This window comes from Prosthecobacter sp. (assembly GCF_029946185.1).
In the GTDB taxonomy this organism is placed as follows: domain Bacteria; phylum Verrucomicrobiota; class Verrucomicrobiia; order Verrucomicrobiales; family Verrucomicrobiaceae; genus Prosthecobacter.
Genome location: NZ_JAQSEA010000210.1, coordinates 1 through 25,571 on the forward strand (window position 1 = coordinate 1; position 25,571 = coordinate 25,571).

The window sequence follows — 25,571 nt, forward strand, 5'->3', positions numbered from 1 at the left end:
GACTTTGAGGTTCTTCTTCTTCGCCTCTTCATTCAGCGCCAGCAAACGGCGCGCCGTGGGGCCGTCCGTACAGATCGGCTTTTCCATGAAGATGTTCACGCCTTTCTCGATGGCGTATTTGAAGTGTACCCAGCGGAAGGCCACTGGCGTGGTGAAGATGGCCACGTCTCCTTTGCGCAGGGTGTCGATAGCGTTCTTGTAAGCATCGAAGCCGATGAATTTGTTGTCCTCGGACACCGACATGCGGTCGGGGTGCTTGGCGCTCAGCGCTTCAAAGCTGCCCTTGAGACGTTTTTCGGAAACGTCGGCCATCGCCACGAGGCGGGTCACGCGCTTCTGGATGCCCATGGCATTGCTCGCAGCACCGGTGCCACGGCCACCGCAGCCGATCAGAGCGGTGCGGATTTCATCGCTGCCGGGACCTTCAGCATGGACATAAGGCAGTGTGATGCCAGAAAGCACGGACAGACCGGCGGCGGTCTTCGTGGTGGTTTTGAGAAATTCGCGTCGTGAGGCGGAGGCTGGGTCCGTGATAATGGTATTCATGAGGAGCACTTTAGTACGTTGCCTCATGTACAGAGTTTGCCAAAGAAATCATCACGATTCATCAAGCACTGCTGCAGCAGCTTGAGTGGAAACACGAACGCCTGGGAATGACCGCGAAGAATCGTGAATCCGAATCACACTCGGAGTCATCCGCGCTGCCTCCGGCGTTAGGCCTGCAATCGGCTGATCATCCCGCCACGGGCGGAGATTTCTGAGAACGCGCGCGTCAGGGCGTTGTTCAGTTCATTCAGCGTCGCTTGTTCGAGCTGGGGGTCGAGCGTGGCCATCAAAGGCGGTGCCACGATGATGGCCGGATGCGCTGGCGCAGTCGTCTTCGCGAGTGCCAGAGGCGGGAGGACTGTCGCTGGCGCAGGTTCCACTGCGGGTACCTGCTCCGGCATTGGACGCGGTGCTTCGAACAGAGTGGAAATCGATTGGGAGGGTTTCAATTCCTCCACATGCTTGGTGGCATAGAGTCGCTTCAGACTGGCGAGCTGGGCATCGAGCTGATGGTTAAACCAGACTTGGGTACGCTGAATGTCCTGCATCACCGCAGCCAGCTCATTGGCAAAAAGATCCCCAGAACGAGCAGGCAGGCCGGGCGACAGAATGGCGGTTGGTGATTGAGGGCTCATGCAGAGACAAATCTATTAAAATTCCCATAAATAATCAAGTGTTCTTCGCTACGGATTCTATGGTATTTTAAAAACATTACCTTTTCGCATAATTAAATTTTTAAGATTACCCATATTATAAAGGGGCCTTTAGAAAGTGGCTTCGATGGGTTTCTACTCTAATCTCCCCCAGAGGGCTAAAACGACAGCTCCGCCTCAAGGCTTCTTCTTGCCCTGCCCTGCCCGCTTCTGCACCAGCGGCCAGTCGGGGTCGGTGGTGCGGGAGGACTTCATCAGATCTGCGGCTTTGGCCACGAGTTCGGGCTTCTCCTTGGCGAGGTCATGCTCCTCGGCCTCATCCGCCTTGAGGTCATAGAGTTCGATGGGGGTCTCAGGACCGTTGCGCACGGCTTTCCAGTCACCAAAGCGCACCGCCTGCAGCGAGGCCTTTTCGTGCAGCTCCCAGTAGAAGTGATCCCGCTGCGGGGCCGGGCCGCCTTTCAGGAAGGACACCAGAGAGAGGCCGTCGGTCTTGCAAGCGGCGGGAATCTTTGCACCAGCGAGTTCGGCAGCCGTGGGCAGGAAATCCCAGAACGCCCAGGGTTCATCCGTCACACGCCCTGCCGGCACTTGGCCGGGCCAGCGAGCCAGCGCCGCCTGCCGCAGGGCGCCTTCATACAGGCCGCGCTTGTAGCCGCGCAGGCCGTTGGCGTCCTGCTGGAAGAGCTCTCCCATTTCGGACTTGGGATCGAAGGATGAGCCGTTGTCGCCTGCGGTCATCACGAGCGTGTTGTCATCAATGCCGCACTCTTTGAGCGTATCGAGCAGACGGCCTACATCGCTGTCTAGGCGGGTGACCATGGCGGCGTAGTTCTTCTGCGTCTCCGTCCAGGGCTTGTCCTTGTAGAGGCCCTGGTCGTCGATCTCGTAGTTGCCATGCGGCAGCGTGCTCGAGTAATACAGGAAGAAGGGGCCGGACTTGTGCTCGCGTACCCAGCGCACCACCTCATCGGAGATAAGCTGCTGCGCGTAGGTTTTGCCCACGCCTTTGCCGGTGTTGCCGGGCAGTTCGAAGCGCTGGTCGTCGTTGTAGAGATAGGTGGGGAAGTAGCTGTGCGCGTGGCGCTGGCAGTTGTAGCCGTAGAAGTGGTCAAACCCCATCTTCAGCGGGCTGCCCGTGGTGTCGAACATGCCCATGCCCCACTTGCCCATGCAGGCAGTGGCGTAGCCCGCACCATGCAGAATCTGCGCCACGGTGATGGTGCCCGCAGGCAGCGGCTTTTGCCCTTCCTTGCCGATCTCGCGGTTCGCCCGGATCGGGCAGTGCCCGGTGTCCAGACCGGTCATCAGCGCCGAACGCGAAGGCGCGCAGACGCTGGTGCCGGCGTAGGCTTGCAGGTAGCGCGTGCCCTCCTGCGCCATACGGTCGAGGTTCGGCGTCTGGATCAGCTTCTGCCCGTAACAGCCCAGGTCCCCCTGCGCGAGGTCGTCGCTGAGAATAAAGACGAGGTTGGGCTGGCTGGCGCTGGCGGAGAGTGAGCAGGCAAAAAAAAGCAGGGCGAGGGGGCGGATCATGGGACGATGGGAACGTCACCATCGCCGTATTCTTGACGGCAATTCAGAAGTACGACAGACACTCCTGTCTGTCGGTCAGCGCTCTCGCCACACCCAACGGACGCGAGTGTTTGCTAAACTGAGGGTGCTGGAGCTATTGTGAACGTTGATCGACGGGCAGGAGTGCCCATCGTACCTCAGACTACCGCACCTGGCACACGGTCTTTGCGACAGCCTTGGCGTAGGTGTTGGAAATGGTGTTCATGTTCACCGTCAGATCATAGAGGCCGCCCATGGCGAAGGCTTTATGGATGGAGAACTCACCCACGGGAACCCGATTCGGCATCTGATACACCGTCACCACGCCATCCAGATGCATCTGTCCCATCCCAGGCATGGCGGTGCGGATGAAGCCACTGCCCTTGGTGTAGCGCGTGATGTTGACGGACAGCTCATAGTTGCTCGGGCTGCCTGCGCCGGGCTGCGCCATCGACTGCACGGCCTGGGTGATCTTGTCAGCGAGCGCTGAAGCTTCCATCTCGGGCATACGGCTGTCCGAGGACGTCACCTGAGTGGTTACTCCGTCTCCCTGCGCGATGACCGCGGTGATTGGATTGAGGATGGTGGCGTTCGGTGTGTGCGTGGCACAGCTGGCGAGTGCCAGGGCAACAGTGAGTGCGGAGAGGTGGCGGAGAGCGCGGGAGAGGTTCATGAGGAAGGAAAGTAGTGTGAAACAAAAAAGGTGCCGAATAAATCGAGGCTGGTTTCCCCCAAAGTAGTCATGAGCTTCAGCTCGTTCTGGATGACCAACGCTCTCGCCCATGCGCAAAAGGTGCGGACCGACCCGACCGCTGTGTTGTTGTAGCACCGGCCTCAGCCAGGACTGCAAGACAGCGCTGGATAGCTCCATCGTTCATGCCGGCATGGGAGCTGCATGTGCCAGAACGAGCTGAAGCTCATGACGACTCTGCACAAAAAAGCGGCCCGGAATTGCTTCCGGGCCGCCTGGGGGTTTTGGGTTTTAATCCGCCGCGCGGGTTGGGTCGCGCAGCGGTCAAAAATTACATCATGCCGCCGTGGTCGTGGCCGTGGCCGCCTGCGTCAGCTGCTTCTTCCTTCGGAATGTCGGAGATCAGACATTCGGTGGTGAGGAGGAGGCCGGAGATGGAGGCTGCGTTCTGGAGAGCGCTGCGGGTCACCTTGGCTGGGTCAACGACACCTGCAGCGATGAGGTCTTCATAAACGCCGGTGGCGACGTTGTAGCCGTGGTTGCCTTTGCCCTTCTTGACTTCGGAGACGACGAGCGCGCCTTCGATGCCTGCGTTTGCAGCAAGCTGACGAAGAGGAGCTTCGATCGCACGAGCGACGATTTCAGCGCCGGTCTTTTCGTCACCGACAAGACCGAGGTCGCCGATGGAAGCCTGAGCGCGGATGAGGGCGACACCGCCCCCAGGAACGATGCCTTCTTCGACGGCTGCACGGGTGGCGTGCAGGGCGTCTTCGACGCGGGCCTTCTTTTCCTTCATCTCGGTTTCGGTGGCAGCACCGACGTTGATGACGGCGACGCCGCCTGCGAGCTTGGCAAGACGCTCCTGGAGCTTCTCACGGTCGTAATCGCTGGTGGTGTCGTTGATCTGGTTCTTGATCTGGGACACGCGGCCTGCGATGGCTTCGCTGCCGCCTTCGCCTTCGACGATGACGGTGGTTTCCTTGCCGATGGTGATGCGCTTGGCCTGGCCGAGGTCAGCGAGCTCGATGTTCTCAAGCTTGATGCCGAGGTCTTCGGTGATGCAGCGGCCGCCGGTGAGGATGGCGATGTCTTCGAGCATGGCTTTGCGGCGGTCGCCGAAGCCAGGAGCCTTGACAGCCACGATGTTGAGGGTGCCGCGCAGCTTGTTCACCACGAGGGTGGCAAGGGCTTCACCTTCGACGTCTTCAGCGATGATGAGGAGGGGCTTGCCAGAGCGAGCGACCTTCTCAAGCAGAGGGAGCATGTCCTTCAGATTGCTGACCTTCTTCTCGTTGATGAGGATGTAGGCGTTCTCAAGGTTGCACTCCATCGTCTCCGGATTGGTGACGAAGTATGGGGAGAGGTAGCCCTTGTCGAACTGCATCCCTTCGACGACTTCGAGAGTCGTTTCGATGGACTTGGCTTCTTCGACCGTGATGGTGCCTTCCTTGCCCACTTTGTCCATGGCTTCGGCAATGATGTTGCCGATGCTGGAGTCCCAGTTGGCGGACACGGTTGCGACCTGGGCCACTTCCTTGCTGTCCTTGACGGGGGTGGAGATTTCCTTGAGCTTGGCCACGATGGCCTCGGTGGCCTTCATGATGCCGCGCTGAAGCGAGATCGGGTTGGCGCCAGCGGTCACGTTGCGGAGACCTTCAGCGTAGATGGCTTCAGCCAGGACCGTAGCGGTCGTGGTGCCGTCACCAGCGATGTCGGAGGTCTTGGAGGAGACTTCCTTGATGAGCTGAGCGCCCATGTTTTCGTAAGGGCAAGGAAGTTCGATTTCCTTGGCCACGGTGACACCATCCTTGGTGATCGTTGGGGAACCGAATTTCTTGTCGAGGATGACGTTGCGACCTGCAGGGCCGAGGGTGGCCTTGACGGCGCGTGCCAGTTTGGTGACGCCACGGAGGAGTGCCTGACGGGCGGCTTCGTCGAAGTAGAGTTGTTTAGCCATAACAGTGTAAGTAGTGTGTAGGGGGTGAGGTTTGTTGGGGGGGATTAGCCGATGATGCCGAGGATGTCGGTTTCGTTGATGATGAGGACGTCATCGCCGTCGAGCTTCACTTCCGTGCCGCCGTACTTGGAGATGAGGACTTTGTCGCCCTTCTTCACGGTGAAGAGGGTGGTCACGTCTTTGCCTTCGTCGTCTTTGCCGATGCCGAGTGCGAGCACTTCAGCTTCCTGTGGCTTTTCCTTGGCGTTGTCGGGGAGGTAGATGCCACCGGCGGTTTTTTCTTCGCTGATGGAGCGCTTCACGAGGACGCGGCGGCCGAGGGGTGTGATGGAGGTAGCCATAGTTGGTCTGGTTTGTGCTTTGAGGGTTTCTGGTTCTGGTTTGGTTCGGGTTGTCTGCCCGGCCTGCTGTCACACGGGTTGGTGTGCCGGCTGGCCGGGCGGAAAGGGGTGCTAGGAAAGAAAGGTGGGGGTAGGAAAGAAAGCGGGGCTGTTTGCGAGAGGCTGCAAATGACGAAACCAGAATTCCGAATGTCGAATGAATGCCGAAGCGCGAAGCACGAAGGAAGAGCTACGCTGCGGCATCGCAGAGCATTCGGACTTCGTCATTGGAACTTGATTCATCATTCGTAATTCTGGTTTCATCATTCCTCCGCAGGAGGCGCTGCCACTGGCGCGGGAAGGGTGTTCGGGACGATGGCGACGCCGTTCGGGGCACGGTCCTGCCCGCCATAACTCAAATCCGGTGCCGCCTCGCCGATCTCGCCGACGAGAAAATTCACGATGCGCTGCGGGTCTTCGGAGAGCACGGACTGCAGCATGCGCGAGGTGCGTGCCTGATCGTAGCCTTTCATGTCCAGGTCAAGCTTCACCGCACCGTCAATTCCGGTGAGTTGTGCCGCGAGATCCACGGTGGAGTTCACGCGCTTGAGCAGGACGGGGTCGGCACTGAGCTTTTTCATCGCTACGGCCAGTTTGTCTTTCACTTCCGGCGTGGCCAGCAGCTCCGTGGCTGTCTTGCCGGGGTAGTTCGCGATGATGTCATCTGCCGCGTCCTTCAAGGCGTTGTTGCCGGGGTTGGCGGGCGTCTCAGGGGTGAGGGCACTGGAGATTTCTGCCTCGATCCGCGTGTCCGCCACAGCGGCAGGCTTGGGGGCCGCGGGTGCTGCCACGGGCTTGGTGGCCTCCGGCGTTTTGCCACAGGCAGCGAGTGCCACTGCCACGATGATGAGAAGAGGGCTCGTCTTCATGCAGCGCGTGGCGCAATCGCCGCGTTGGAGATTTCACGCAGCGCGGTTTTCACCGCCTGGTCGAAGGATGGGAACGACTCATAGGGCACGCTGGCCGTGCCGCGCAGGTCGGCGCTGTTTTCCAGGCGACCCATGACGAACCACTGATCACCGCCATGGTTTTCGATCAGCGACTGGAGATACTGAATCTCCAGCCTCTTGTTCGTGATCTGGTCGTTCGTATCGGCGCTTTGATTGGTGAACTCCACCAGCGGCTGGCGGCACAGCAGGATGCCGTACGCACGGTTCAGCGCCAGCGAGCAGGTCACGGAATACTTCGCCTGTGAATCCACCAGCGTGTGGGAAGGATCGGTGCAACTGATCGCCAGTTCCGTCTCTGAAAGACGCGCGCTGGCTCCCATGGGATCACGCTTGATGCGGAACCCCTCCGCCTCCGTCAGCCCCGCGAAACACTCCACGATCTGATGGAGGAATTTGCGGCGCATCGTCAGTAGCAACTCATCATGCTTCGCGAGCAGGCCCTTGGCCTCCCCATCGAGTGCTGATAGTTCTTTGAGCGCCTCCAAACTCATCGTGGTTGTGGGGTGGGGTTAGAAAGTGGTCCGCATAGTCCCCTGTGCGGCGCGGCGCAGGCCGGAGCATTGGCATTTGCCAATCGAGCGCCGAAGTCCTGAGAACGAGGCGAAAGACCAGCGAATGAACGGCCTCGCAGGCGCGGAGCACCGCACAGAGGACTGTGCGGACCACTCTCGCGTCCTACCAGAGCACCGTTCTGCCGCGCTTTGAGGTGGGGATTCGGTTGCCTAAAAGGCAACGGATGGAGAACCAGTGTCATTCTTTGGATTTACCTTTGGGAAGGGCTTTAGCAGTCTTGGGCAGTTTCTTCTTTTCAGTTTCGAGGCGGCGCTCTACTTTTTTCATATCTTCGTCAGCAGGAAGCGTTTCGGGCTTGATACCACTGGCGGTGAGGGCACGACGGACTTCCTTGTTATTTTTGACGTGCTCGTCTGCAATGGCGTTTTCGGATGGGAAAATAGTCTTCCGCATGTTGAAGACAGTGATCTCATTGGCAAAATCTTTCGCCTTGATGGTGATCGTGGGCAGGAAGTCGGCCAGAGCGCGGCCTTCGGCGATGCCAAGGCGTTTTTTCATCGCCTGTGTGGTTTTGCCGCCAAACAGTACTTCATCACCTTTGCTGCGGATGCGGGCAAAGGACTGGTTGTCGGCGAGACGCTGAAAGATGAGGCCGGAGAGCAGTTTTTCGGAGTCGGAAAGCTTTTTGCGTGCATTGAGACGTTCCAGTTCCTCGATCCGCTGTTCGATGAGTTCCTGCTTCCGCGTCTGAAAGGCGAAGTAGCTTTGCGCAAAGGCGATTTCTTCTTTCGCTGGATCGCCGTTTTGCGCGATTAGATAGCAGGCATAACGCGTGAGCATCACATCGTTGATCTCACGCTGAGCACCCTTGCCAACCTCCACGGTGCGACTGGCGTCGAGGAAATGATCGCTGATGCTGGCAGCAGAGGTTTCACAAGAGAGCTTGGCGCGGTCGATGACCTTCGCGAAGTTCTCCCATTTCGAATAACCGAACTGCTCTTGCAGATCACGGGCAAACCAAAATTCCACCTCGGAATGAGGCTCGGTGTGAACAAGACCTTCAAAGTCGGCATGTAGTTTCGTAATGATCTCCTTTTTCATGACAACGCCGGTTGGTTGGTTTGGGCTGGGATCAATTTCCTGAAGTCAGGAAATTGATCAGCCATGGCATGCGTGCCGGAGGCACGGGAGAGATTAGCCGGTGGTGCAACCACCGGACCCACGCGAGTCCCCAGCGTGGAAAAAGGCAGCGCCCTGGAGGGGCGCGAGAACCATCCGCGAACCGGCGACGTGCCATATGCGGACGCTTCTCGCGCACCTACCGGCGCGCCACCCGAAAGAACCGGGGCCATGCGATACGAACCGGTGGTTTCGCTTCGCGACTGCGTAGCACCACCGGCTAATATCTCGCGTCCTTCCAGGACGCCGTGTTGCGGCGCTCTGGGGTGGGGATGCGGTTGCCTAGATGGCAACGACTGGGCTGTAACTGCGTGCATTGCTGCTCAATTTTTTGACTTTTCTCGCTCACGTTGCAGCGAATTTTCGCGAAGCAGGTCCTCTACGGTAGACCGTGAGCCCGGAGACAATCTGCTCAGTTCATTTTCTAGCTTCGACTCGCGGCCATAGCGTTCCGACTCTCTCCGTTTTTCCGCTCGCTGGTATTCCGCTTTGTCTGTCAGACTTACTTCAATGTGTAATGCCAGCCCCCATATAGCGCCCGCAAACACGATAAACTGAACAGGTTTGTTCGCCGAAGATGCCGAAAGAGGTCTTAGCCAATAGGCCGTCGCAATGAGAGATGGAAAAAAGAGAAGGCCGCATGATAAGAAAAAGGATCCACCATGCATTGGTCCAACGACAAGCTGCAAGATAGTCGTCGCAACAATAGCGATAGCTCCCGTAAAGAGCATCGCGTGTAATTGAGTTACCTGAGGCTTATTTTCCATAAACATTTTCACTTTTTGGCGAGTGACTCTTCATGCGGCACAGCCAAACTCATATTTGGATTTGCTAACCAAAGAGGCCGCAGGGGCATGTCTTGGTATGTCGTAGGCTTGCGTTGATTCGAGGAATTCATGTGTTCCATGACGCTTTGAAAAGTCGTGCCCTCCAAGTTCATGTGATAGTCGCAAAACTCTGAAAGCTGGATTTCAGTGATCCTCCATTCGTCCAACGCCAGCGGTAGAAGCACATTCCGCATGAACTTTTCACAGTTATGTCGAGAACGCTCCTCTCCAAGTGAATCATTCAGAATCGAGAATCCAAGTATCCGAGCTCCATCGGACTCGGTTCCCCACTCAATCGCAGAGTGGGAAACGAGTTGATGCGGACGATAGAGTTTCAGTTGGCCGCTAAGCGTTCCAATACTGACCTCACCGTTTTGCCGGATGAAATGATAAATTTTTGCCATACCAAATCGTTTAGAATTTTAATTACTTATCCTTATCGACCACATCGAAGTCGGCATCGATGACCTTGCCTTTGTCCTGGCTCTTCGTTTCCGAAGGACCGGCGTCGGGGCCTGCGCCACCCATGCCACTCATGCCACTCATATCAGGCATGCCACCGGGGGCTCCAGCGGTTGCGCCTGCGGCAGCAGCGGCTTGGTAGGCGGCGGCGAAGAGTTTTTCGAGTTCTTCGGTCTGGGCCTTCATCTTGTCGGTGTCACCGGATTCAACAGCGGACTTGAGGGAGGTGAGCTTGTCCTTGATCGGGGCGAGCTGGTCGGCGGGGACTTTTTCTTCCCATTCCTTGAGCTGTTTCTCGATCTCGAAGCTGAGGCCTTCCGCCTTGTTCTTCACTTCGACGGCTTCCTTGCGCTTCAAGTCTTCGTCGGCGTGCTCTTCGGCATCGCGCTTGGCTTTTTCGATCTCTTCCTGGCTGAGGCCGGAGCTGCCCTGGATGGAAATCTTCTGCTCTTTGCCGCTGACTTTTTCCTTGGCGCTGACGTGCAGGATGCCGTTGGCGTCGATGTCAAAGGTGACTTCGACCTGAGGCACGCCACGTGGTGCGGGTGGGATGCCGTCGAGCTTGAAGGTGCCGAGCGTCTTGTTGTCGCGGGACATCGGGCGCTCGCCCTGCAGGACGACGATTTCCACGCCGGGCTGGTTGTCGCTGTAGGTGGAGAAGGTCTGGCTGTGCTTCTTCGGGATCGTGGTGTTGCGCGGGATCATCGGGGTGGCAACGCCGCCGGCGGTCTCGATGGAGAGCGTCAGCGGGGTCACGTCGAGCAGGAGCACGTCTTTGACGTCGCCCTTGAGCACGCCGCCCTGGATGGCTGCGCCGATGGCGACGACTTCATCTGGGTTCACGCCCTGATGGGGGTCCTTGCCAGCGAGCTTGCGGGCGGTCTCAACGACCTTTGGCATGCGGGTCATACCACCGACGAGCACGAGTTCGTCGATCTTGCTGGCGTCGAGTTTGGCGGCAGCGAGGCAATCCTTCACTGGCTTGATGGTGCGCTCGAACAGGCTGTCCGTGAGCTGCTCCATCTTGGCGCGGGTGAGGGTCTTCATGATGTGCTTTGGCCCGGAGGCGTCAGCGGTGACGAAGGGGAGATTCAGATCGTAGGTCTGGCTGGAGCTGAGGGCGATCTTGGCCTTTTCAGCCTCTTCTTTGATGCGCTGGAGCGCGTCAGGCTGGCCGCTGAGGTCGATGCCGCTGTCGGTTTTGAATTCGTTGACGATCCAGGTGATGAGGGTGTTGTCCCAGTCATCGCCGCCGAGGTGGGTGTCGCCGTCGGTGGCGAGCACTTCAAAGACGCCGTCGCCGATTTCCAGCACCGAGATGTCGAAGGTACCACCGCCAAGGTCATACACGGCGACTTTTTCGTCCGACTTGCTATCGAGGCCATAAGCGAGTGCGGCTGCGGTCGGCTCATTGATGATGCGGCGCACATTGAGGCCGGCGATTTCGCCCGCTGCCTTGGTGGCATTGCGCTGGCTGTCATTGAAGTAAGCCGGGACCGTGATGACCGCTTCGGTGATCGTTTCGCCGAGTTTGGCTTCCGCATCGGCCTTCAGCTTGGCGAGGATCATCGCGCTGACTTCCTGCGGGCTATAGACTTTCGTTTCGCCGCCGACTTCGACCTGCACGTGGGCATCGCCATTGGCGGCAGCCACGATCTTGTAGGGCATGCGCTTGTCGGCTTCGGTGAGTTCGACGAACTTGCGGCCCATGAGACGCTTCACGGAGAAGACGGTGTTGCGGGGATTGGTGACGGCCTGGCGCTTCGCGGCCTGACCGACGACGCGTTCGCCGCTCTTGGTGAAGGCGACGATGGAAGGGGTGGTGCGGGCGCCTTCGCTGTTTTCGAGCACCGTGGCTTTACCGCCTTCGAGGACGGCCATGCAGGAGTTCGTGGTGCCGAGGTCAATGCCGAGAATTTTGCTCATAGGTTGTTTGGGGGAAAGGGGTCGGTTGGGGGTTGGTTTTTTTGAAACTGTAACCCCTTTTACTTGGCTAGAGCTGTGCCAAGTGGTGATTATGAGATTTAATGTGTTGATTGTGAGTTGCTTGGATTGTCAAAGAGTCAAGGGTCAAAGGGTCAAGAATTGTGCCAAAGTGCCAAATTTGGCACAACTGGGCTGGCACATGGCACAGTTGAGGCAGCATGTGACGCTTGGCATGGAGTCAAGCGCGTGCCATCATGTGCGGCATGTCTCTCCTCAAAATCGCTTTGGGCGTCGGTGTTCTGGCGTTTGTTGCCTGTTATTCCACGCAAGGCTCTTGGCTGGCAGAAAACAAAGGGCGTGCGGACGCACGCAAAGATCTGAAGGCGGGCAAACTGAAAGTGGAAGTCATGGGAGGTCCGCCTGCACCGTGGGAAGGAACCTACGGGCGGCTCTTGAAGGAGCGGTATGGCATCGAGTACAACTGGGTGGCCGATTGCGTCGTGAGCGATCAAGTGATTGGCCACGCCAAAGGCTACAACGAAATCATGGGGGCGGAGATTACCCGGCGGTTTGGGAAGGATGCCTTGGGAAAAACGGCTGAAGAAGCCAGGAAGACGCCAGCTACGACGCCCTGAGCCCTACCTCCGCGCTTGTGAAAAGTTTCACAATCCGATTGCCGCCCCTGCGCAGGGGGCGTAATTCTCAGGGTCCCAAAATCCCCTCTGACTCCCATGGTCGCTCCTGCTGAATCCACCATCACTGCTTACGATTCGAAAGTTGAAGGCAATATCATCTTCACCAAGATGGACGCCGCCATCAACTGGATGCGCAAGAACTCCATGTGGCCGATGCCGATGGGCCTGGCCTGCTGCGCCATCGAGATGATGGCCGCTGCTTGCAGCCGCTATGACCTGAGCCGCTTCGGTGCCGAGGTGATGCGTTTCTCCCCTCGTCAGGCTGACGTGATGATCGTGGCCGGCACGGTGACTTACAAGATGGCCCTCGCGGTGAAACGCGTGTGGGATCAGATGCCGGAGCCTAAGTGGTGCATCGCCATGGGTGCCTGCGCCTCCAGCGGCGGCATGTATCGCAGCTACGCGGTGCTGCAAGGCGTGGACCAGATCATCCCGGTGGACGTTTACATTTCCGGCTGCCCGCCACGCCCTGAGGCGCTGCTTGAAGGCATGATGCGCCTGCAGCGCAAGATCGAAACTGAGCACTCCTTCACCGAGCAGAAGAAGGAACTGATCGCCGAATACACCGCTTAATTTTTTACGACCATGACTGCCGCCCAAATGGTTGACGCCCTGAAGCAGAAATTCGGTGATGCCGTGCTGGAAACGAAGGAGTTTCGTGGGGAGCACACGCTCGTCGTCAAACTCGTCAATGCCAAGCCGCTGCTGGCGTACTGCCGCGATGAAATGAATTTCGACTACCTCGTCGATATTTGCAGCCTCGACTACATGGGCAAGGAGCCGCGTTTTGAGATGGTGTACCATCTCTATGGCTACGGTCATCTGCAGCACCTGCGTGTGCGTGCCGCTGTGGCTGAGGATGTGGACGTCCCCACCGTCAGCGACATCTGGCCCACCGCCAACTGGCATGAGCGCGAGGTGTACGATAGGATGGGCATTAAGTTCAGCGGCCACCCGGACATGCGCCGCATCCTGATGTGGGAAGGCTACCCCTACTTCCCGCTGCGCAAAGACTTCCCGCTCGAAGGCAAGCCAAGCGACATGCCTGATGTCGGCTTCACCCAGACCGCACCGATGGCGGACGGCCCCTTCGTCACCAGCCCCGGTGCCGGAGACACGGTGACGCGCGAGCCCCGCTCCCGCCGGCCCACGGAGTAGCGCGGACTGCCGGACCGTAGGTTGGGTGTGTTTGGCGCGTTACGCTTCCCTATGCTCCATGCCTTTCTTCGCCAAACCGCCCGACTGCGAGGACGTTCGCAGGCTCCAGCGTTTGCGGCACTCACATGGGCGGGCGGGCATGCGCTGCACCGAGTTCCATCATGGACATTCCCGTTCATTCGCGTTTTAATAAAAATCTTCCGCAGCCGCGTTCATCTCTGTGACGATGCTGCAAGATAGAGCCGCACCACCTCACTCGTTCATTTTTCCTTCTCATGATTCGCACCCACCTCACCACCGTACTTGGTCTGGCTCTGGCCACGACCGCTTTCTCCGCTGACTCCACCGACTGGGGCACCTTCCGGGGGCCTGCTGGCAACGGCATCGTCCCTGCCATGGCCAATGCCAAATGGAGCCTCAAGCAGGTCTGGAAATCCCCCACGAACCTCGGCTTCAGCTCCTTTGCGGTCGCAGACGGCAAGGTGTACACCCTCGTCACGGGCGAAAGCGACGGCAACAGCGGTGAGATGCTCGTCTGCCTCGATGAAAAGAATGGCAAAGAACTGTGGAGCAAACCCCTCAGCATCATCCCCAAATACACCGGCGGTGGCGACTCAGGCACGCCGGAGAACAAAGGCGGCGACGGCTCCCGCTCCACCCCGGTCATCAATGGTGGCAAAGTGTACGTGATTGACTCCATGCTGGGCGTCTCCTGCTTCGACGCCGCCACGGGCAAAGTCGTCTGGAACCACGACGTGATGAAGGACAACGACGGCGTGCAGATCAAATGGGAAAACGCCGCCTCTCCTGTCATTGATGGAGACGTCCTCCTCCTCGCTGGCGGTGGTGCCGGCCAGGCGCTCATCGGTTTGGACAAGAACACCGGCAAGGTCGTGTGGAAGGGTGAAGACGACAAGATGACCCATGCCACCCCGGTGCTAGCAGACATCCACGGCGTGCATCAGGCCATCTTCTTCACGCAGACCGGCCTCGTCGCTGTCGATCCCCAAAAAGGCAGCGTCATCTGGCGTGCCCCCTTCCCTTACAAAGTGAGCACCGCCGCCTCCCCGGTGGTGTTTGAAGACATCGTGTACTGCTCCGCAGGCTACGGCGTGGGCGCTGGCGCATTCAAGATCAGAAAGAGCGGCAGCAAGCTCGAAGCCACGCAGATCTGGCGTCGTGAAAACCAGTGCTTCAACCACTGGAGCACCCCGGTCGTGAAAGACGGCTACCTCTACGGCATGTTCAGCTTCAAGGAATACGGCGCGGGCCCCCTGGCCTGCGTGGACATCCGCACGGGCGAAGACAAATGGGCTGAAAAAGGCTTCGGCCCCGGTCAGGTCATCCTCGCCGGAGACAAGATCATCGCCACCAGCGACAAAGGCGAAATCGTCGTCGTCCAGGCCAGCCCGGACAAATACAAGGAAGTGGCGCGCAAAGACGTGCTCGATGGCAAGGTCTGGAGCTACCCGATCCTCGCTAACGGCAAAATCTTCGCCCGCAGCACGACCGAAGGCGTGTGCCTGAATGTGAACTGATCCGGCTCTGCACCCAGTTTAATCATTCGAAGCCCGGAGGTCACCCCTCCGGGCTTCTTTTTGGAGTTTATCTCACTTTCTGGGCTGCGTCCCGGTGTGGGCGGGGCTCGGGCCGTAGGTTGGGTGTGTTTGGCGTCGGGGGTAATCCGATGCTCCACCGCAGGCTTCGCCAAACCGCCCGACGGGGAGGGTGTTCGTACGCCCTGGTGCTTACCGTACGCTCGCAGACGGGCGGGCTGTCGCCACACCCATCCCACAATAAGACGTCGCGCTCGGGCCGTAGGTTGGGTGTGTTTGGCGTCGGGGGTAATCAGATGTTCCACCGCAGGCTTCGCCAAACCGCCCGACTGCGAGGGCGTTCGTACGCCATGGTGCTTGCCGTACGCTCGCAGACGGGCGGGCTGTCGCCGCACCCATCCTACCATAAGACGTCGCGCTCTGGCCGTAGGTTGGGTGTGTTTGGCGTCGGGGGTAATCCGATGCTCCACCGCAGGCTTCGCCAAACCGCCCGACTTCGAGGATGTTCGTACGCCCTGGTGCTTGCCGTACGCTCGCAGACGGGCGGGCTGTCGCCGCACCCATCCCACGGCTTGCAGTTCCGGGCTTCTTTTTGTCTGGAGGCCGTGCAGCCTTGACGCATTGGGGGCTTTAACCGACTCTCACGGTTCTCTACGGCATGAAGTGGCAGCAACGTGTGATCCAAGCCTGGCAAAAGGCGCGTGAACTCCCCTATTTAGGGCGGAGTTCATTTGCCGTGGCCATCACCCTGCTGATCATCTCCATGCTGATGGGCTGGCACCGCACGCATCCGGATGACGCCGTGGGTGCTGCACTGCAGCAGGCGCAGGTGGCGCAGGTGGACGTGCCGCAGGGCATCCAGGTGCTCTCCCAAGTACTGCCCTACCTCAATCTCTGGGTCCGGCTGGGTGTCCCGGTATTGCTGATCGTGATCTGGCGCCGCTGGGGCGATCTGCGCCGCCTCATGTTTCCGGTCAGCGTCGCCGCTGTTTCCATGGCCGTATGGTCCATTGCGACTGATCTGGTCGATTACATCGCGCATTCGCACATGACGGAAATTGGCGAGCCGCCCGCGCCGGCGGCCTTTGCCTTCAAGCTCGTGTTCATCGCGTTGGTGTACCTGTCAGTACCCTTCGCCCTGCACTACTACCGGCGCATCGGCATCCTGGAGCGCTACACGCTGCGCACCTTCCTGCATCCGCTGGTATTCTGCTTCGTGTCCTTCTTCACCCTGTGGATCATCATGGATCTGCTGGATAATCTGAAGGACTTTCAGGAATCCAAAGCCAGTGTGGTGTGGGTGATCACCTTTTATCTGGGGATGATTCCGTTTGTCTTCACGCAGATCCTGCCGGTGGCCCTGCTGCTCGCGGTGCTCTATGCCCTCACTCGCATGTCGAAGGCCAATGAGCTCATCTCCATGCTGGGCACGGGGCAGAGTCTGCTGCGCGTGCTGCGACCGATCTTCGTCTGCAGCGTGTACGCCTGCCTGCTGAACATGGCGGCCAATTATTACTGGGGACCCCGAGCCGAAGGTAATCGCGAGGCCAAAGTTCGCGGCATGAGCGTGCATGCGGCGGATTCCATCATGGCCTTCGCCATCATGTTTCATAATGAGCACACCCACCGGACCTGGTTTGTGGCCACCTTTCCCTTTTCCCTGCGCAGCGGGAACGAGCGCATGCATGGCGTCCAAATTCGTGAGGAAGATGCCGAGGGCCGCCCCTCGCGCACCATCATCGCGCCCACCGCCGGCTGGTCGCCACGCGCTGGCTGGCGCTTTTATGACGGCAAGGAGCTGATCTATCAAAACGGCAACCTTGAATCCATCCGGCCCTTCCCCATCCGCGAGAACGGGCGGAGAGTCCTGGAAGTGAACGACATCGAGGAAACCCCCTGGAGCCTCGTGAGCTATGCGCTGCGTCCGGATTACATGAGCGTACCGGAACTCGTCTCCTACCTGCGCGCCCACCCGAAGGCGGCGGACGAAAAGCTCGCGCCGTTTCGCACGCACTTCTGGCACCGCTTCGCCCTGCCCTGGCAGGCCATGGCGCTGGTGCTCGTCGCCGCGCCGCTCGGTGTGGCCTACTCTCGCCGGGGCTCTGTCGGGGGCATTGCAGGCAGTGTGTTCATCTTCTTCATCTTCATGTTCCTGAACAATCTTTTCCTCAATCTCGGCAAAGGCGGGCATCTGCCGCCATGGTTCACCGTGTGGCTGCCGCACCTGCTGTTTGGCGCGCTCGGCCTCATCCTGTTCCATTACCGCTCGCAGAACAAGGACCTGCCAAGCCTCAAATTCCGCTTTTCCAAGCGCAAGGCTCAGATCGCCCGCCCGCGCAATCGCAGCGCTCCCCTGCCGGATGCCCCTGCTGCTTGAAATTTTGAACCTGAAACTTTAAACACCGTCGATGCAGCAAAACTGGTCCATCCGCAGCCGCGCACACACCTGTGCGGTCACCGGTCGTTCATTTGAGGACGGCGAAAGCTTTCACACCACCATCTTCTTTGATCCCGAGGAAAACGGCTATGTGAGGCGTGATATCTGCGCCGAGGCCTGGTCGCAGGAGGTGGAGAAGCGCAAGCCCGTCGCCGCGTGGAAGACCGTCTACAGCCGAGTCCTCGCCGAGGCGAAGCCCGAGATCACCGCCAAGGAAGGTGCGCAGGCTCTGCTGCAGCGCTTCATTGAAGAAGGAGATCCGCGCACCGAGAACGCACGCTACATCCTCGCGCTCATGCTTGAGCGGAAACGCCAGCTCCACCAGACCGCCGAGAAGGAAATCGATGGTGCCAAGATGCTCTTCTACGAGAACAGGAAGACCGGCGAAATCTTCATCGTGCGCGATCCCGAACTGAAGCTCAGCGAAATCGCCGACATGCAGGACGAAGTCGCCACCCTCCTGGCCTTCGGTGGCCCTGCCGCTGATGCTGCGAAAGCCGTCGGCGTGACCCTCACGGTGGATGGTGTGGTGCCTGCGCCGGATGGGGATGCAGCGCAGGAGACGGACGGCGCCGCCCCTGCACCGCCCGCTGACGAAGCAGAACCTGAAGCGACGGAGGAATCCGAGTCTTATTCAGAAGAACCTGAGATCGAGCCTGAGGCTGATGAAGCTGCCGTTGAGTCCGAGGCCGAACCTGATTCTGAAGTCGAGACAGATGAAGAAACCTTTTCCGACAGCGACGCAAACGGCGACGCCACCGAATCCAGCAACGAGCATCCAGCATCCAGCCACTAGCATCCCCAATCCCATGTCCCTCCAGCAAGACCGCGAAGAACTCCGCCAGATCCTCAAGACCAAGTCCATCAAGACTGGCAAATTCACCCTCGCTTCCGGCAAGGAGAGCGATCTCTACGTGGACTGCCGCGTGACCACGCTGGACGCACGCGGTGCGGTGCTCGTGGGCCGTGTGCTGCATGCGCTGCTGCGTGAAAAAGAAGAGCAGCTCGGCATCAGCATCGGCTCCCTCGGCGGCCTGACCATGGGTGCAGACCCCATCACCCTTGCTGTCTCCATGAGCTCCAGCATTGAGCGAGACACGCCACCTGTGCAGGCCTTCGTCGTGCGCAAGGAAGCCAAAGAGCATGGCCGTGGCAAACGCATCGAAGGCAACTTCATCCCCACCCAGCCCATCGTCGTCGTCGATGACGTCATCACCACCGGCGGCTCCACCCTGAAAGCCATCGAAGCCATCGAAGAAGAAGGCGGCAAAGTCGTCTTCGCCCTCATCCTCGTGGATCGTTCCGAAGGCGGCCGCGAAGCCATCGAAGCCAAAGGCTATCCCGTGGTGGCTGCGTTCACGCGTGCGGATTTGGTGTGATGAGAAGTGATGCAGGCACTCTTGCCTGCAAAACGAGCGTCCCAGCCCATGTTTAAAACATCCCAGGGTGTGCTGCTGTTTGCAGGCCTGCTCCTCTGCACCACGTCCTGCATGCACAGGCGCACGGTTGTTTTTGATCACGACCCCGGCACCGGTCAGGATACCATGACCTACCGTGGCAAGGCCATCTCCGCCGAGGAGCTGTATGAGCTCGGGGAAAAGGCGGATTTCGACAAGATCGATCTGATCCTGAAGAGGGACGGTAAAATGGAGAAGCTGGATTTTAAAAAGTGGCACACCGGCATGAAGCTGCTCCCGGGGGCGATCCAGTCGATGCAGGAAGACGCGATGTGATGGCGCTGGCTTTTCAGCCTTGCGCGACTAGCGCCCTTTCAACTAGCCTCGGTGGGCGCGTTTCTGCGCACCAACACCCAACCCCTCACTGAATCCATGCCAGCCTACATCATCGGACGCGTACAAGTGACCGACTGGTCCCGCTACTCGGAGTACATGAAGCTGACGCCCGGCATCATCGCGCAATACGGCGGCCGCTTCATTGCCCGTGGCGGGGAGTCAGTCACACTCGAAGGACCGGAAGAATCGGATCGGGTGGTCATTCTTGAATTCCCCACGTATGAGGCGGCGCAGCAGTTTTTCCACTCCGAGGAGTACCGACATGCGAAGTCTGTCCGCGAAGGCGCTGCGGTGGCGCAGTTTTTTGCGATTGATGGGGTGCCAGTGGCATGAAGACGGCATGAAGGAGCCAGAAAAATCCGATGAACATGAGCAGCCCGCAAGATCCCAGCGCCTTTCCGCATGACGGCCCGTTCAAGCGGGGCCGTGCTTACCGCGTGCGGCACACCTTTGCGGCGTTGCGGGGCTCGTTCACTGCGGGGGAGGTGCTGATCTTTGACTCCAGCGCGTGGTCGCGCTACGACGGGATCACGGGCTTCTTTTTCACGCAGCCCGGGCGGCAGGGAGGGCGCGTGTGGGACCTCGCGGATGATGCGGACGTGGAAAGCTGGAGGCAGTTGTTTGAGGAAATGCCCGCTGAGGATGGAGCGAAGTGAGGAAGCGTGACGCGTGGGCCTGACGCGCCGGAGCGCGGTACAAAGACCGCCTTGCACGAGGGCCACTACCTGCTTCAACTTCCACCCTTCTGCGGCATACCATGAAATACACCGAGTTCAAAGCAGCCATCCAGCAGCACCTGAAAAGCAAACGCCAGGGCGCGACGTGGGTTGAGCTGCGGGAGACGCTCGCCCTGCCCTACAAGCGGCCCTGCCCGGAATGGACGCGGAGGCTGGAGGAGGAGATCGGCTTGGTGCGGCGGAAAGGCGCTGGACGTGCGCTGGTGTGGGAGCTGGAGCCTTTGGTCTTGATACGAGCTCGTGGTTGAACCCGCCGGGCGCAGGAGACTGCGGCCTCGGGTTCGAAAGAATGGGTGTTTTTGACCCGGAAGGCCGACGCCTCGTTGCTGGCAGCACATACCATGATTCAACGCTTGCTGCGATGAAATACGTGTTTTATCCGAAACTTGATTGACATTTCAAAAACGGACCCAAGTCTGTCTCCATTCCTGAAGCATGGCTGCCGTGAAGAACGCGGCCTGCAGCAGAGATGACAGCGAAGCGGCAGTGAAGAACTCTGACGACGCACCCCGGCCCGACTGTTGAAGCCACCCACGGCTTCAGACCGGCCACGCTCAACCACACGCGGCTACGCGCCCTTCCGGCATATCCATGCCTCTGCGCGCCCGCTTGCTACCAGAACAAACCAGACAATAGCCACACCTAATATACTAAATCAGCAAACCAGAAACTCAGAACCCCAGAACACCCTTATGAACACAGCTCCTGAAAAACCCGCCCGCCGTCCGCTCAGCGATTTCATTCTCACCGGCGCCCAGCTCGCCGAAATGACCCCCGAGGAGGTTCGGCGGATCAGCGGGACGCATCGCCGGCCCGTGTGGCGGCACTCGTATGACCCGTATGCCGGCCCGCCTGTGGCGCAGACGGTGGCGGAGGCGCTGGCCCGTGCGGCCAAAGCCCCGCCCGGCACCATCCCCGAAGTGGAGATGCTCACGCCCGATGAGGTCGAGCAGCGGGAGGAGGAGATCCGCAACCGTCCGGCACCCGCCCCGCGCCCCCGCCAAGCCGCCCGCCGCAAACGCTGAACCCTTCCAACCCCACACCCTTTTCATTTTATGAACCCAACTGATCATTCCCATGAGGCGGAGCCTGCGCCTAAGCTGAGCGGCCTCATCATTCCCTTTATCCCCACGGCGGAGGAGCTGGCTGAGACCGAGAGGATGAAGCGCCAGCGCCCCGCCCCCGAAGATTGGACGCGCCACCTGCGCCCCGTGGATGCTCCCCCGCCCGACTGGTACAAGCCCCAGCCACCCGCGCCGCCTCCAGCGGAGAGCAGGCCGCAGGCTGAAGAGGATGACTGGCCGGAGCCGGATGAGATGCCTGTGGCCGAGACCGCCAGTGGAGAATCTTCCTCATCTTCCCCATCTTCCCCGGGGGGGTATACGCACGCAGAGCCCAGGGGTGGAGAAACAGCGCCAAATTCGCCAAATTCGCCGGGTGGGTGTACGCGCGAGCACCCCATCCCGGAGGATTCCATCCTGGCAGACTACCGTGATTTTGTACGCCAAGTGTCAGAGCTGCCGGACGGCCTCATCGTCGCCCCCATCCTGTCCCTTTGTGGCAAGCTCCTCACGCCCGAAGTCACACTGGACTTTGGCGGCCTCAAGCCGCTCACCCTCTACAACTTCATGACCACACCCGCCGGGCTGCGCAAGGGCACCACCTTCGCCCCGGCGGAAAAGATCGCCCGCCAGCTCCTTGCGAGTGAGGATCTTTTATGCGGCAATGCCAGCGACTCCGCGCTGTTTGACACCTTTGAGCAGCAGCCGCACCGGCTGCAGTTTGAGGATGAGGGAAACACCATCCTGCGCACCTGGGAGACCAGCTCTCACGGGCGCGAAGTGTCAGCCAGATACTTGAAGCTCTACGATGGCACACCCTGGTCTCAGAACTACCTGCGCGAGCGCAAGCTGCACGAAGGCGGCGGCTCAGAGCGCACCATCCCGCAGGCCACACTGAGCCTCTGCATCGGCTCCACCTTTGGGGTGGCACGGCTGGACCAACTGGAGGCCGGCAGCGGCCTGCGGCGGCGCTTTGGCTTCTACCTGGCCACCGAGAGGGCACGCTACATTGACTGGCCTAAAAGCCTGCAAGGGAAGGAGATCGGCCAACTGGCGGACAAGTTTCGTGAGCTGACCCACCTAAAGGGAGTCATTGGTCGGGAGAGCTTCACGCCGGAAGCGTGGGGGCACTGGCGCGGCCTGCAGGCCCGCAACCGCCTGAAGTGCGAGAGCATACCAGGATACACCAGCGGAGAGGAGAGCCTGCTCTCCAGCCTGAATGAATCCCCCGCCCGCTGCCTGAAGCTGGCGGTGATCTTTCAGGCCTGCCGGTGGGCCAAAGGCAGCATCACCGATCCCTACACCATCACCCAGGATGTGCTGGCGCTGGCGGAGCGGCACCAAAACGCCTGCCTGGACGCCCTGGTGGAGCTGGAGTCCACCGGCCGCCGCCTGCAGGTGGAGGACAGCGCGGAGTGGCTGCTGGCGCAGATCAGCGGAGACCACCCCGCGCAGAAAAGCGCCGACTACACGCGCAGCGATCTCACACGACGCTTTGCCGCCCACGCAGGCCGTCATGGGGCACTCACCGTCTCCCGCCTCTATGGCGAGATCCTCCCCCGGCTCATCGAGAAAGGGCAGTGCCGCATCCGCTCCAAGGTGGGCAAATGCATCACCTACACCTTCACCTGGGAGTGATGCCGGCCCCGCACGCAACGCAGGGCGCGGTGCGTGCGCATACCCTCCCGGCGAATTTGGCGGAGTTTCTCCGGGGGGCGGAGTGAAAAGGGCGCGGAGGCAGTGCAAGCGTGCGGCATGCTGGAAGAAGCAGGACTCATAAACAGAAACTATTTGTTTTTAACACAAAAGGCCGTGTTTCCCCTGGCTCCATGATTGTGCTCGCAGAAGCTTCCTTCCTCCTTGATTCTCCCCCCGGGCTGCACGCTCGCACAGCCTGAGTTTTTCCATGCCGACGCTGTACACACCTCCCTTCACGCTGACCTCGAAGATGCTGCACTTCGTGGCGGAGATCAGTGCGGAGATGGGCAGGCAGGGGCTGCGCGCAGAGTCGCCCATGGCTCCCACATTGCGCCGGGGGAACCGGTTGAAGAGCATCCAAGCCTCCCTGGCCATCGAGAACAACAGCCTGAGCCTGGAGCAGGTGACGGCGGTGGTCGCGGGCAGACGGGTGCTGGGGCCGCCGCAGGAAATTCAGGAGGTGCGCAATGCCTTTGCGGCGTATGAGGCCATGGAGGGATGGAAGCCCTGGACGGAGAAGCATTTCCTCGCTGCGCACCGGCTGCTGATGCAGGGCTTGGTGGGCGCTGCAGGCCGTTACCGGCAGGGCGGTGTCGGCATCGCCCAGGGGACGCAGATTGTACACGTGGCTCCGCCTGCGGCGCGGGTGCCTGGCTTGATGAAGGATCTGCTGGGCTGGCTCAAACGGACCGATGCGCACCCTCTCATCTCCAGCTGTGTCTTTCACTACGAGCTGGAATTCATCCACCCCTTTGCGGATGGTAATGGCCGCATGGGGCGGCTCTGGCAGACGCTCATTCTCAGTACCTGGCACCCGCTGCTGGCCTATCTGCCGGTGGAGACGGTGATCCGCGCACGCCAGACCGAGTATTACCAGGTGCTGGCGGCGTCTGACAGGCAGGGGAACTCCACGCTGTTCATCGAATTCATTCTCTCCGCGCTGCTGCAAGCCCTGCGTGAGGGCAGTGCCACCGACCAAGTCAGCGATCAAGTCAGCGATCAAGTCAGGGCGCTGCTTAAATGCCTGGGAACGAAGCCTGCCAGCGCGCTGGAATGCATGCGGAAGCTGGGGCTTTCCCACCGCCCCACGTTCCGCAAGAACTACCTCCAGCCCGCGCTTGATGCCGGTTTGATCGAACGCACGTTGCCGGACAAGCCGAACAGCCGGTTGCAGAAGTACCGGCGCAGGGAGGTGTGAAATGCCTGGTATAGAGGGCAAGGCTTCTTGATCCCCGTTTGGGAGCGTTGGAGCGGGTGCAGCGTGGAGGGATCAGGATGATCCCTCTCCTGCCGGAGGGGCTGCGCTGTGGCGCGCGCTCTACTTCACCTTCACTCGCGCATAGTAGATCGCGGCTTTGCCTTCGTGGCTGGAGTAGTAGGTCACGTGGAGTTCGTCGTCGTGCCAGTACATGCCGGGGTAGCTGCAGTCGCCGCCGCTGGGGAGTTCGAGGATGGGCGTTAAGCTGGTGGGGGTCATGGCGAAGAGGACCATGTGGGCTCCGGGGGTGGCACCGAAACCGCGTGAGCCGGCGATGAGTTTGCCGTCGGGCAGTTCGATGAAGTTGGGGCCGCCGAGGGGGAGGCCGGTGGCGGCGTAGGTCCAGTCGCGATACGGGGCCTTGGCGGTGCCGATCACGCCTTTGCGGTCAGCGCCTTGGCGTGAGATCAAAGCGAGGGCGGTGCCGTCTTTGAGGAAGCGCAAGGTGGTCTCGCCAGGCTGGCCGGGCACCTGCATGATGGAGGAGAGCTGCCAGACGGAGCCGTCGGTGCTGGCGTAGGTTTTAAGCGACCACTCCTTCTCTGGCGCAGGTCCGCCGGAGCTGGGGTGGATGTTGAAGCTGGCACCGTAGAAGCGTTTGTCCGCCGGATTGATGGAGACGCGCCAGAGCCAGTCGCCTTTGGAAAGGAGCTTCTGCATCGGCGTCCAGACCTTGCCGTCCATGGAGGTGGCGTAGCGGGTCTGGCGGCCCATGGTGGGGGACTCGCCGCCGCAGAGCAGGTAGAGGCGCTTTTCATCAGGCGTGATGATGAGCTTGGGATCGCGCAGATCGACGCCGGGCTCACTGATGGTGACGTGGTCCACCCAGGTCTTGCCGGTGGAGGAGATCAACATGTGGATGACGCCTTCGCCCTTGGTGGCGGAGTCCGCCTCGCGGAAGCAGCAGTAGAAGAGGTTCTGAAACCGCGTGATGTCGGTGGGGCCGTTGTGCGGGGCCTGGTCCCAGATTTTCTGCACGGAGATCAGTTCTGCCGTGGGCGCCTGCGCTTGCAGCAGGCTGACGCTGGCAAGGGAGAGAAGGGTGGCGGCAGGAAAGAAAAGCAGGCGTGAGATCATGGTGAAATAAAGGTACGCGGCCAGGCGGGTCTTTTTACTTGGTCATCTCTTCCTGGATGATCTTCACGATCTGCGGCTGCAAAACTTTCATCTTCTCCTGGGTCACCTTCATCAAGTCGGCAGTCACCGTGATCTGCTTGCCAAGAAGCAGCTGGCCGGCGGGCGACTCCATCAGCGCAGACACCTCGTTCGCCTCCTGTTCAGTGAAATTTTTGCCATAGATCTCGACGACCTCAGGCTTGAGCTTTGCCCAGCCCATCTGCTCAAGGATGGTGGTCTTGACCTTATCGATGCCGGTGGCGAACTTCTTCTGCTGCTCCTCAGGCATGGCTTTGATCTGGTCCGAGGTGACGCCCATGCCGGCTTCAAATCCGAGGATGAGGTTGCTCTCGAATTGTTTCTGCACCTGCAGGGCGGTCAGCAGTTTTTCGATGGATGCCTGATGAGAGGCGGTCAATTCAGC

The 25,571-nt window shown here is 60.0% G+C and carries 28 protein-coding genes; 14 read left to right on the forward strand and 14 right to left on the reverse strand.

Annotated elements, in window-relative coordinates; all coding sequences use genetic code 11:
• The 12 genes from PSV43_RS17760 to dnaK all read right to left on the reverse strand — a co-directional run.
• The coding region (locus tag PSV43_RS17760) for a Gfo/Idh/MocA family oxidoreductase (protein WP_300200396.1) at positions 1-546 on the reverse strand (546 nt) is incomplete at its 3' end.
• 167 nt (positions 547-713) lie between these two features.
• On the reverse strand, positions 714-1,181 hold the full coding sequence (locus PSV43_RS17765) for a hypothetical protein (protein ID WP_300200399.1): 468 nt from the start codon (positions 1,179-1,181) through the stop codon (positions 714-716).
• Positions 1,182-1,376: 195 nt separating this feature from the next.
• Entirely contained in the window at positions 1,377-2,735 is a 1,359-nt protein-coding gene (locus PSV43_RS17770) for an arylsulfatase (protein ID WP_300200402.1), read from the reverse strand.
• Positions 2,736-2,916: 181 nt separating this feature from the next.
• The gene (locus PSV43_RS17775; protein ID WP_300200405.1) at positions 2,917-3,426 is read right to left on the reverse strand and encodes a hypothetical protein; all 510 of its coding nucleotides are present in this window, start codon (positions 3,424-3,426) and stop codon (positions 2,917-2,919) included.
• A 349-nt stretch (positions 3,427-3,775) separates the two neighbouring features.
• Complete coding sequence (gene groL / locus PSV43_RS17780) at positions 3,776-5,401, reverse strand: chaperonin GroEL (protein WP_300200407.1); 1,626 nt, start codon at positions 5,399-5,401, stop codon at positions 3,776-3,778.
• 44 nt (positions 5,402-5,445) lie between these two features.
• On the reverse strand, positions 5,446-5,742 hold the full coding sequence (locus tag PSV43_RS17785) for a co-chaperone GroES (RefSeq protein ID WP_300200410.1): 297 nt from the start codon (positions 5,740-5,742) through the stop codon (positions 5,446-5,448).
• Between the two features lie 302 nt (positions 5,743-6,044).
• Positions 6,045-6,650 (reverse strand): hypothetical protein, encoded by a 606-nt coding sequence (locus PSV43_RS17790; protein WP_300200413.1) that lies wholly within the window; start codon positions 6,648-6,650, stop codon positions 6,045-6,047.
• Positions 6,647-7,222: a hypothetical protein gene (locus tag PSV43_RS17795; RefSeq protein ID WP_300200416.1), complete on the reverse strand. Its 576-nt coding sequence runs from the start codon at positions 7,220-7,222 to the stop codon at positions 6,647-6,649. Before PSV43_RS17795 ends, PSV43_RS17790 begins: the two co-directional genes overlap by 4 nt.
• Before the next feature lie 259 nt (positions 7,223-7,481).
• Positions 7,482-8,345 (reverse strand): DNA damage-inducible protein D, encoded by an 864-nt coding sequence (dinD, locus tag PSV43_RS17800; protein WP_300200419.1) that lies wholly within the window; start codon positions 8,343-8,345, stop codon positions 7,482-7,484.
• A 401-nt stretch (positions 8,346-8,746) separates the two neighbouring features.
• Positions 8,747-9,190, reverse strand: a complete 444-nt coding sequence (locus PSV43_RS17805; protein WP_300200422.1) for a hypothetical protein — start codon at positions 9,188-9,190, stop codon at positions 8,747-8,749.
• Positions 9,191-9,198: 8 nt separating this feature from the next.
• Positions 9,199-9,654, reverse strand: a complete 456-nt coding sequence (locus PSV43_RS17810) for a DUF6166 domain-containing protein (protein ID WP_300200425.1) — start codon at positions 9,652-9,654, stop codon at positions 9,199-9,201.
• A 22-nt stretch (positions 9,655-9,676) separates the two neighbouring features.
• Entirely contained in the window at positions 9,677-11,638 is a 1,962-nt protein-coding gene (gene dnaK, locus PSV43_RS17815) for a molecular chaperone DnaK (protein WP_300200427.1), read from the reverse strand.
• A gap of 263 nt (positions 11,639-11,901) precedes the next feature.
• Here dnaK and PSV43_RS17820 point away from each other — a divergent pair, with 263 nt between their 5' ends.
• The 14 genes from PSV43_RS17820 to PSV43_RS17885 all read left to right on the forward strand — a co-directional run bounded on the left by PSV43_RS17820 (position 11,902) and on the right by PSV43_RS17885 (position 23,971).
• Positions 11,902-12,273: a hypothetical protein gene (locus tag PSV43_RS17820; RefSeq protein WP_300200430.1), complete on the forward strand. Its 372-nt coding sequence runs from the start codon at positions 11,902-11,904 to the stop codon at positions 12,271-12,273.
• Positions 12,274-12,369: 96 nt separating this feature from the next.
• The gene (nuoB, locus tag PSV43_RS17825; protein WP_300200433.1) at positions 12,370-12,906 is read left to right on the forward strand and encodes an NADH-quinone oxidoreductase subunit NuoB; all 537 of its coding nucleotides are present in this window, start codon (positions 12,370-12,372) and stop codon (positions 12,904-12,906) included.
• A 12-nt stretch (positions 12,907-12,918) separates the two neighbouring features.
• Positions 12,919-13,491: an NADH-quinone oxidoreductase subunit C gene (locus PSV43_RS17830; protein ID WP_300200436.1), complete on the forward strand. Its 573-nt coding sequence runs from the start codon at positions 12,919-12,921 to the stop codon at positions 13,489-13,491.
• A gap of 275 nt (positions 13,492-13,766) precedes the next feature.
• A complete protein-coding gene (locus PSV43_RS17835) occupies positions 13,767-15,029 on the forward strand; it encodes a PQQ-binding-like beta-propeller repeat protein (RefSeq protein WP_300200439.1) in 1,263 nt (420 codons plus the stop codon).
• Positions 15,030-15,705: 676 nt separating this feature from the next.
• The gene (locus PSV43_RS17840; RefSeq protein ID WP_300200442.1) at positions 15,706-17,424 is read left to right on the forward strand and encodes an LptF/LptG family permease; all 1,719 of its coding nucleotides are present in this window, start codon (positions 15,706-15,708) and stop codon (positions 17,422-17,424) included.
• A 31-nt stretch (positions 17,425-17,455) separates the two neighbouring features.
• On the forward strand, positions 17,456-18,280 hold the full coding sequence (locus tag PSV43_RS17845) for a hypothetical protein (RefSeq protein ID WP_300200444.1): 825 nt from the start codon (positions 17,456-17,458) through the stop codon (positions 18,278-18,280).
• A gap of 13 nt (positions 18,281-18,293) precedes the next feature.
• A complete protein-coding gene (gene pyrE / locus PSV43_RS17850) occupies positions 18,294-18,863 on the forward strand; it encodes an orotate phosphoribosyltransferase (protein WP_300200447.1) in 570 nt (189 codons plus the stop codon).
• A gap of 48 nt (positions 18,864-18,911) precedes the next feature.
• Positions 18,912-19,217 carry a hypothetical protein gene (locus PSV43_RS17855; protein ID WP_300200450.1) on the forward strand — a complete coding sequence of 102 codons (306 nt, stop codon included), beginning with the start codon at positions 18,912-18,914 and terminating at the stop codon, positions 19,215-19,217.
• Positions 19,218-19,313: 96 nt separating this feature from the next.
• A complete protein-coding gene (locus PSV43_RS17860; RefSeq protein ID WP_300200453.1) occupies positions 19,314-19,610 on the forward strand; it encodes a DUF1330 domain-containing protein in 297 nt (98 codons plus the stop codon).
• A gap of 35 nt (positions 19,611-19,645) precedes the next feature.
• The gene (locus tag PSV43_RS17865) at positions 19,646-19,933 is read left to right on the forward strand and encodes a hypothetical protein (protein ID WP_300200456.1); all 288 of its coding nucleotides are present in this window, start codon (positions 19,646-19,648) and stop codon (positions 19,931-19,933) included.
• 101 nt (positions 19,934-20,034) lie between these two features.
• On the forward strand, positions 20,035-20,262 hold the full coding sequence (locus PSV43_RS17870; protein ID WP_300200459.1) for a hypothetical protein: 228 nt from the start codon (positions 20,035-20,037) through the stop codon (positions 20,260-20,262).
• Positions 20,263-20,706: 444 nt separating this feature from the next.
• A complete protein-coding gene (locus tag PSV43_RS17875; protein ID WP_300200462.1) occupies positions 20,707-21,039 on the forward strand; it encodes a hypothetical protein in 333 nt (110 codons plus the stop codon).
• Between the two features lie 30 nt (positions 21,040-21,069).
• Positions 21,070-22,713 carry a DUF3987 domain-containing protein gene (locus PSV43_RS17880; RefSeq protein ID WP_300200465.1) on the forward strand — a complete coding sequence of 548 codons (1,644 nt, stop codon included), beginning with the start codon at positions 21,070-21,072 and terminating at the stop codon, positions 22,711-22,713.
• Between the two features lie 268 nt (positions 22,714-22,981).
• Positions 22,982-23,971, forward strand: a complete 990-nt coding sequence (locus tag PSV43_RS17885) for a Fic family protein (protein WP_300200468.1) — start codon at positions 22,982-22,984, stop codon at positions 23,969-23,971.
• A gap of 120 nt (positions 23,972-24,091) precedes the next feature.
• Here PSV43_RS17885 and PSV43_RS17890 read toward each other — a convergent pair whose 3' ends face one another.
• Positions 24,092-25,108, reverse strand: coding sequence for a sialidase family protein (locus tag PSV43_RS17890; protein WP_300200471.1), 1,017 nt, complete (start codon positions 25,106-25,108; stop codon positions 24,092-24,094).
• A gap of 34 nt (positions 25,109-25,142) precedes the next feature.
• Positions 25,143-25,571 (reverse strand): DUF2059 domain-containing protein (locus PSV43_RS17895; RefSeq protein WP_300200473.1); only part of this gene is annotated, 429 nt, incomplete at its 5' end.

Excerpts from the sequence above, each read along its gene's own strand:
- PSV43_RS17890 (WP_300200471.1), bottom strand. The coding sequence starts at position 25,108 with ATGATCTCACGCCTGCTTTTCTTTCCTGCCGCCACCCTTCTCTCCCTT.
- PSV43_RS17795 (WP_300200416.1), bottom strand. The coding sequence starts at position 7,222 with ATGAGTTTGGAGGCGCTCAAAGAACTATCAGCACTCGATGGGGAGGCC.
- PSV43_RS17885 (WP_300200468.1), top strand. The coding sequence starts at position 22,982 with ATGCCGACGCTGTACACACCTCCCTTCACGCTGACCTCGAAGATGCTG.
- groL (WP_300200407.1), bottom strand. The coding sequence starts at position 5,401 with ATGGCTAAACAACTCTACTTCGACGAAGCCGCCCGTCAGGCACTCCTC.
- PSV43_RS17860 (WP_300200453.1), top strand. The coding sequence starts at position 19,314 with ATGCCAGCCTACATCATCGGACGCGTACAAGTGACCGACTGGTCCCGC.
- nuoB (WP_300200433.1), top strand. The coding sequence starts at position 12,370 with ATGGTCGCTCCTGCTGAATCCACCATCACTGCTTACGATTCGAAAGTT.
- PSV43_RS17870 (WP_300200459.1), top strand. The coding sequence starts at position 20,035 with ATGAAATACACCGAGTTCAAAGCAGCCATCCAGCAGCACCTGAAAAGC.
- PSV43_RS17805 (WP_300200422.1), bottom strand. The coding sequence starts at position 9,190 with ATGGAAAATAAGCCTCAGGTAACTCAATTACACGCGATGCTCTTTACG.
- PSV43_RS17835 (WP_300200439.1), top strand. The coding sequence starts at position 13,767 with ATGATTCGCACCCACCTCACCACCGTACTTGGTCTGGCTCTGGCCACG.
- pyrE (WP_300200447.1), top strand. The coding sequence starts at position 18,294 with ATGTCCCTCCAGCAAGACCGCGAAGAACTCCGCCAGATCCTCAAGACC.
- PSV43_RS17785 (WP_300200410.1), bottom strand. The coding sequence starts at position 5,742 with ATGGCTACCTCCATCACACCCCTCGGCCGCCGCGTCCTCGTGAAGCGC.
- PSV43_RS17865 (WP_300200456.1), top strand. The coding sequence starts at position 19,646 with ATGAGCAGCCCGCAAGATCCCAGCGCCTTTCCGCATGACGGCCCGTTC.
- PSV43_RS17775 (WP_300200405.1), bottom strand. The coding sequence starts at position 3,426 with ATGAACCTCTCCCGCGCTCTCCGCCACCTCTCCGCACTCACTGTTGCC.
- dinD (WP_300200419.1), bottom strand. The coding sequence starts at position 8,345 with ATGAAAAAGGAGATCATTACGAAACTACATGCCGACTTTGAAGGTCTT.
- PSV43_RS17875 (WP_300200462.1), top strand. The coding sequence starts at position 20,707 with ATGAACACAGCTCCTGAAAAACCCGCCCGCCGTCCGCTCAGCGATTTC.
- PSV43_RS17770 (WP_300200402.1), bottom strand. The coding sequence starts at position 2,735 with ATGATCCGCCCCCTCGCCCTGCTTTTTTTTGCCTGCTCACTCTCCGCC.
- PSV43_RS17840 (WP_300200442.1), top strand. The coding sequence starts at position 15,706 with ATGAAGTGGCAGCAACGTGTGATCCAAGCCTGGCAAAAGGCGCGTGAA.
- PSV43_RS17830 (WP_300200436.1), top strand. The coding sequence starts at position 12,919 with ATGACTGCCGCCCAAATGGTTGACGCCCTGAAGCAGAAATTCGGTGAT.
- PSV43_RS17790 (WP_300200413.1), bottom strand. The coding sequence starts at position 6,650 with ATGAAGACGAGCCCTCTTCTCATCATCGTGGCAGTGGCACTCGCTGCC.
- PSV43_RS17880 (WP_300200465.1), top strand. The coding sequence starts at position 21,070 with ATGAACCCAACTGATCATTCCCATGAGGCGGAGCCTGCGCCTAAGCTG.
- PSV43_RS17765 (WP_300200399.1), bottom strand. The coding sequence starts at position 1,181 with ATGAGCCCTCAATCACCAACCGCCATTCTGTCGCCCGGCCTGCCTGCT.
- PSV43_RS17855 (WP_300200450.1), top strand. The coding sequence starts at position 18,912 with ATGTTTAAAACATCCCAGGGTGTGCTGCTGTTTGCAGGCCTGCTCCTC.
- PSV43_RS17820 (WP_300200430.1), top strand. The coding sequence starts at position 11,902 with ATGTCTCTCCTCAAAATCGCTTTGGGCGTCGGTGTTCTGGCGTTTGTT.
- dnaK (WP_300200427.1), bottom strand. The coding sequence starts at position 11,638 with ATGAGCAAAATTCTCGGCATTGACCTCGGCACCACGAACTCCTGCATG.
- PSV43_RS17845 (WP_300200444.1), top strand. The coding sequence starts at position 17,456 with ATGCAGCAAAACTGGTCCATCCGCAGCCGCGCACACACCTGTGCGGTC.
- PSV43_RS17810 (WP_300200425.1), bottom strand. The coding sequence starts at position 9,654 with ATGGCAAAAATTTATCATTTCATCCGGCAAAACGGTGAGGTCAGTATT.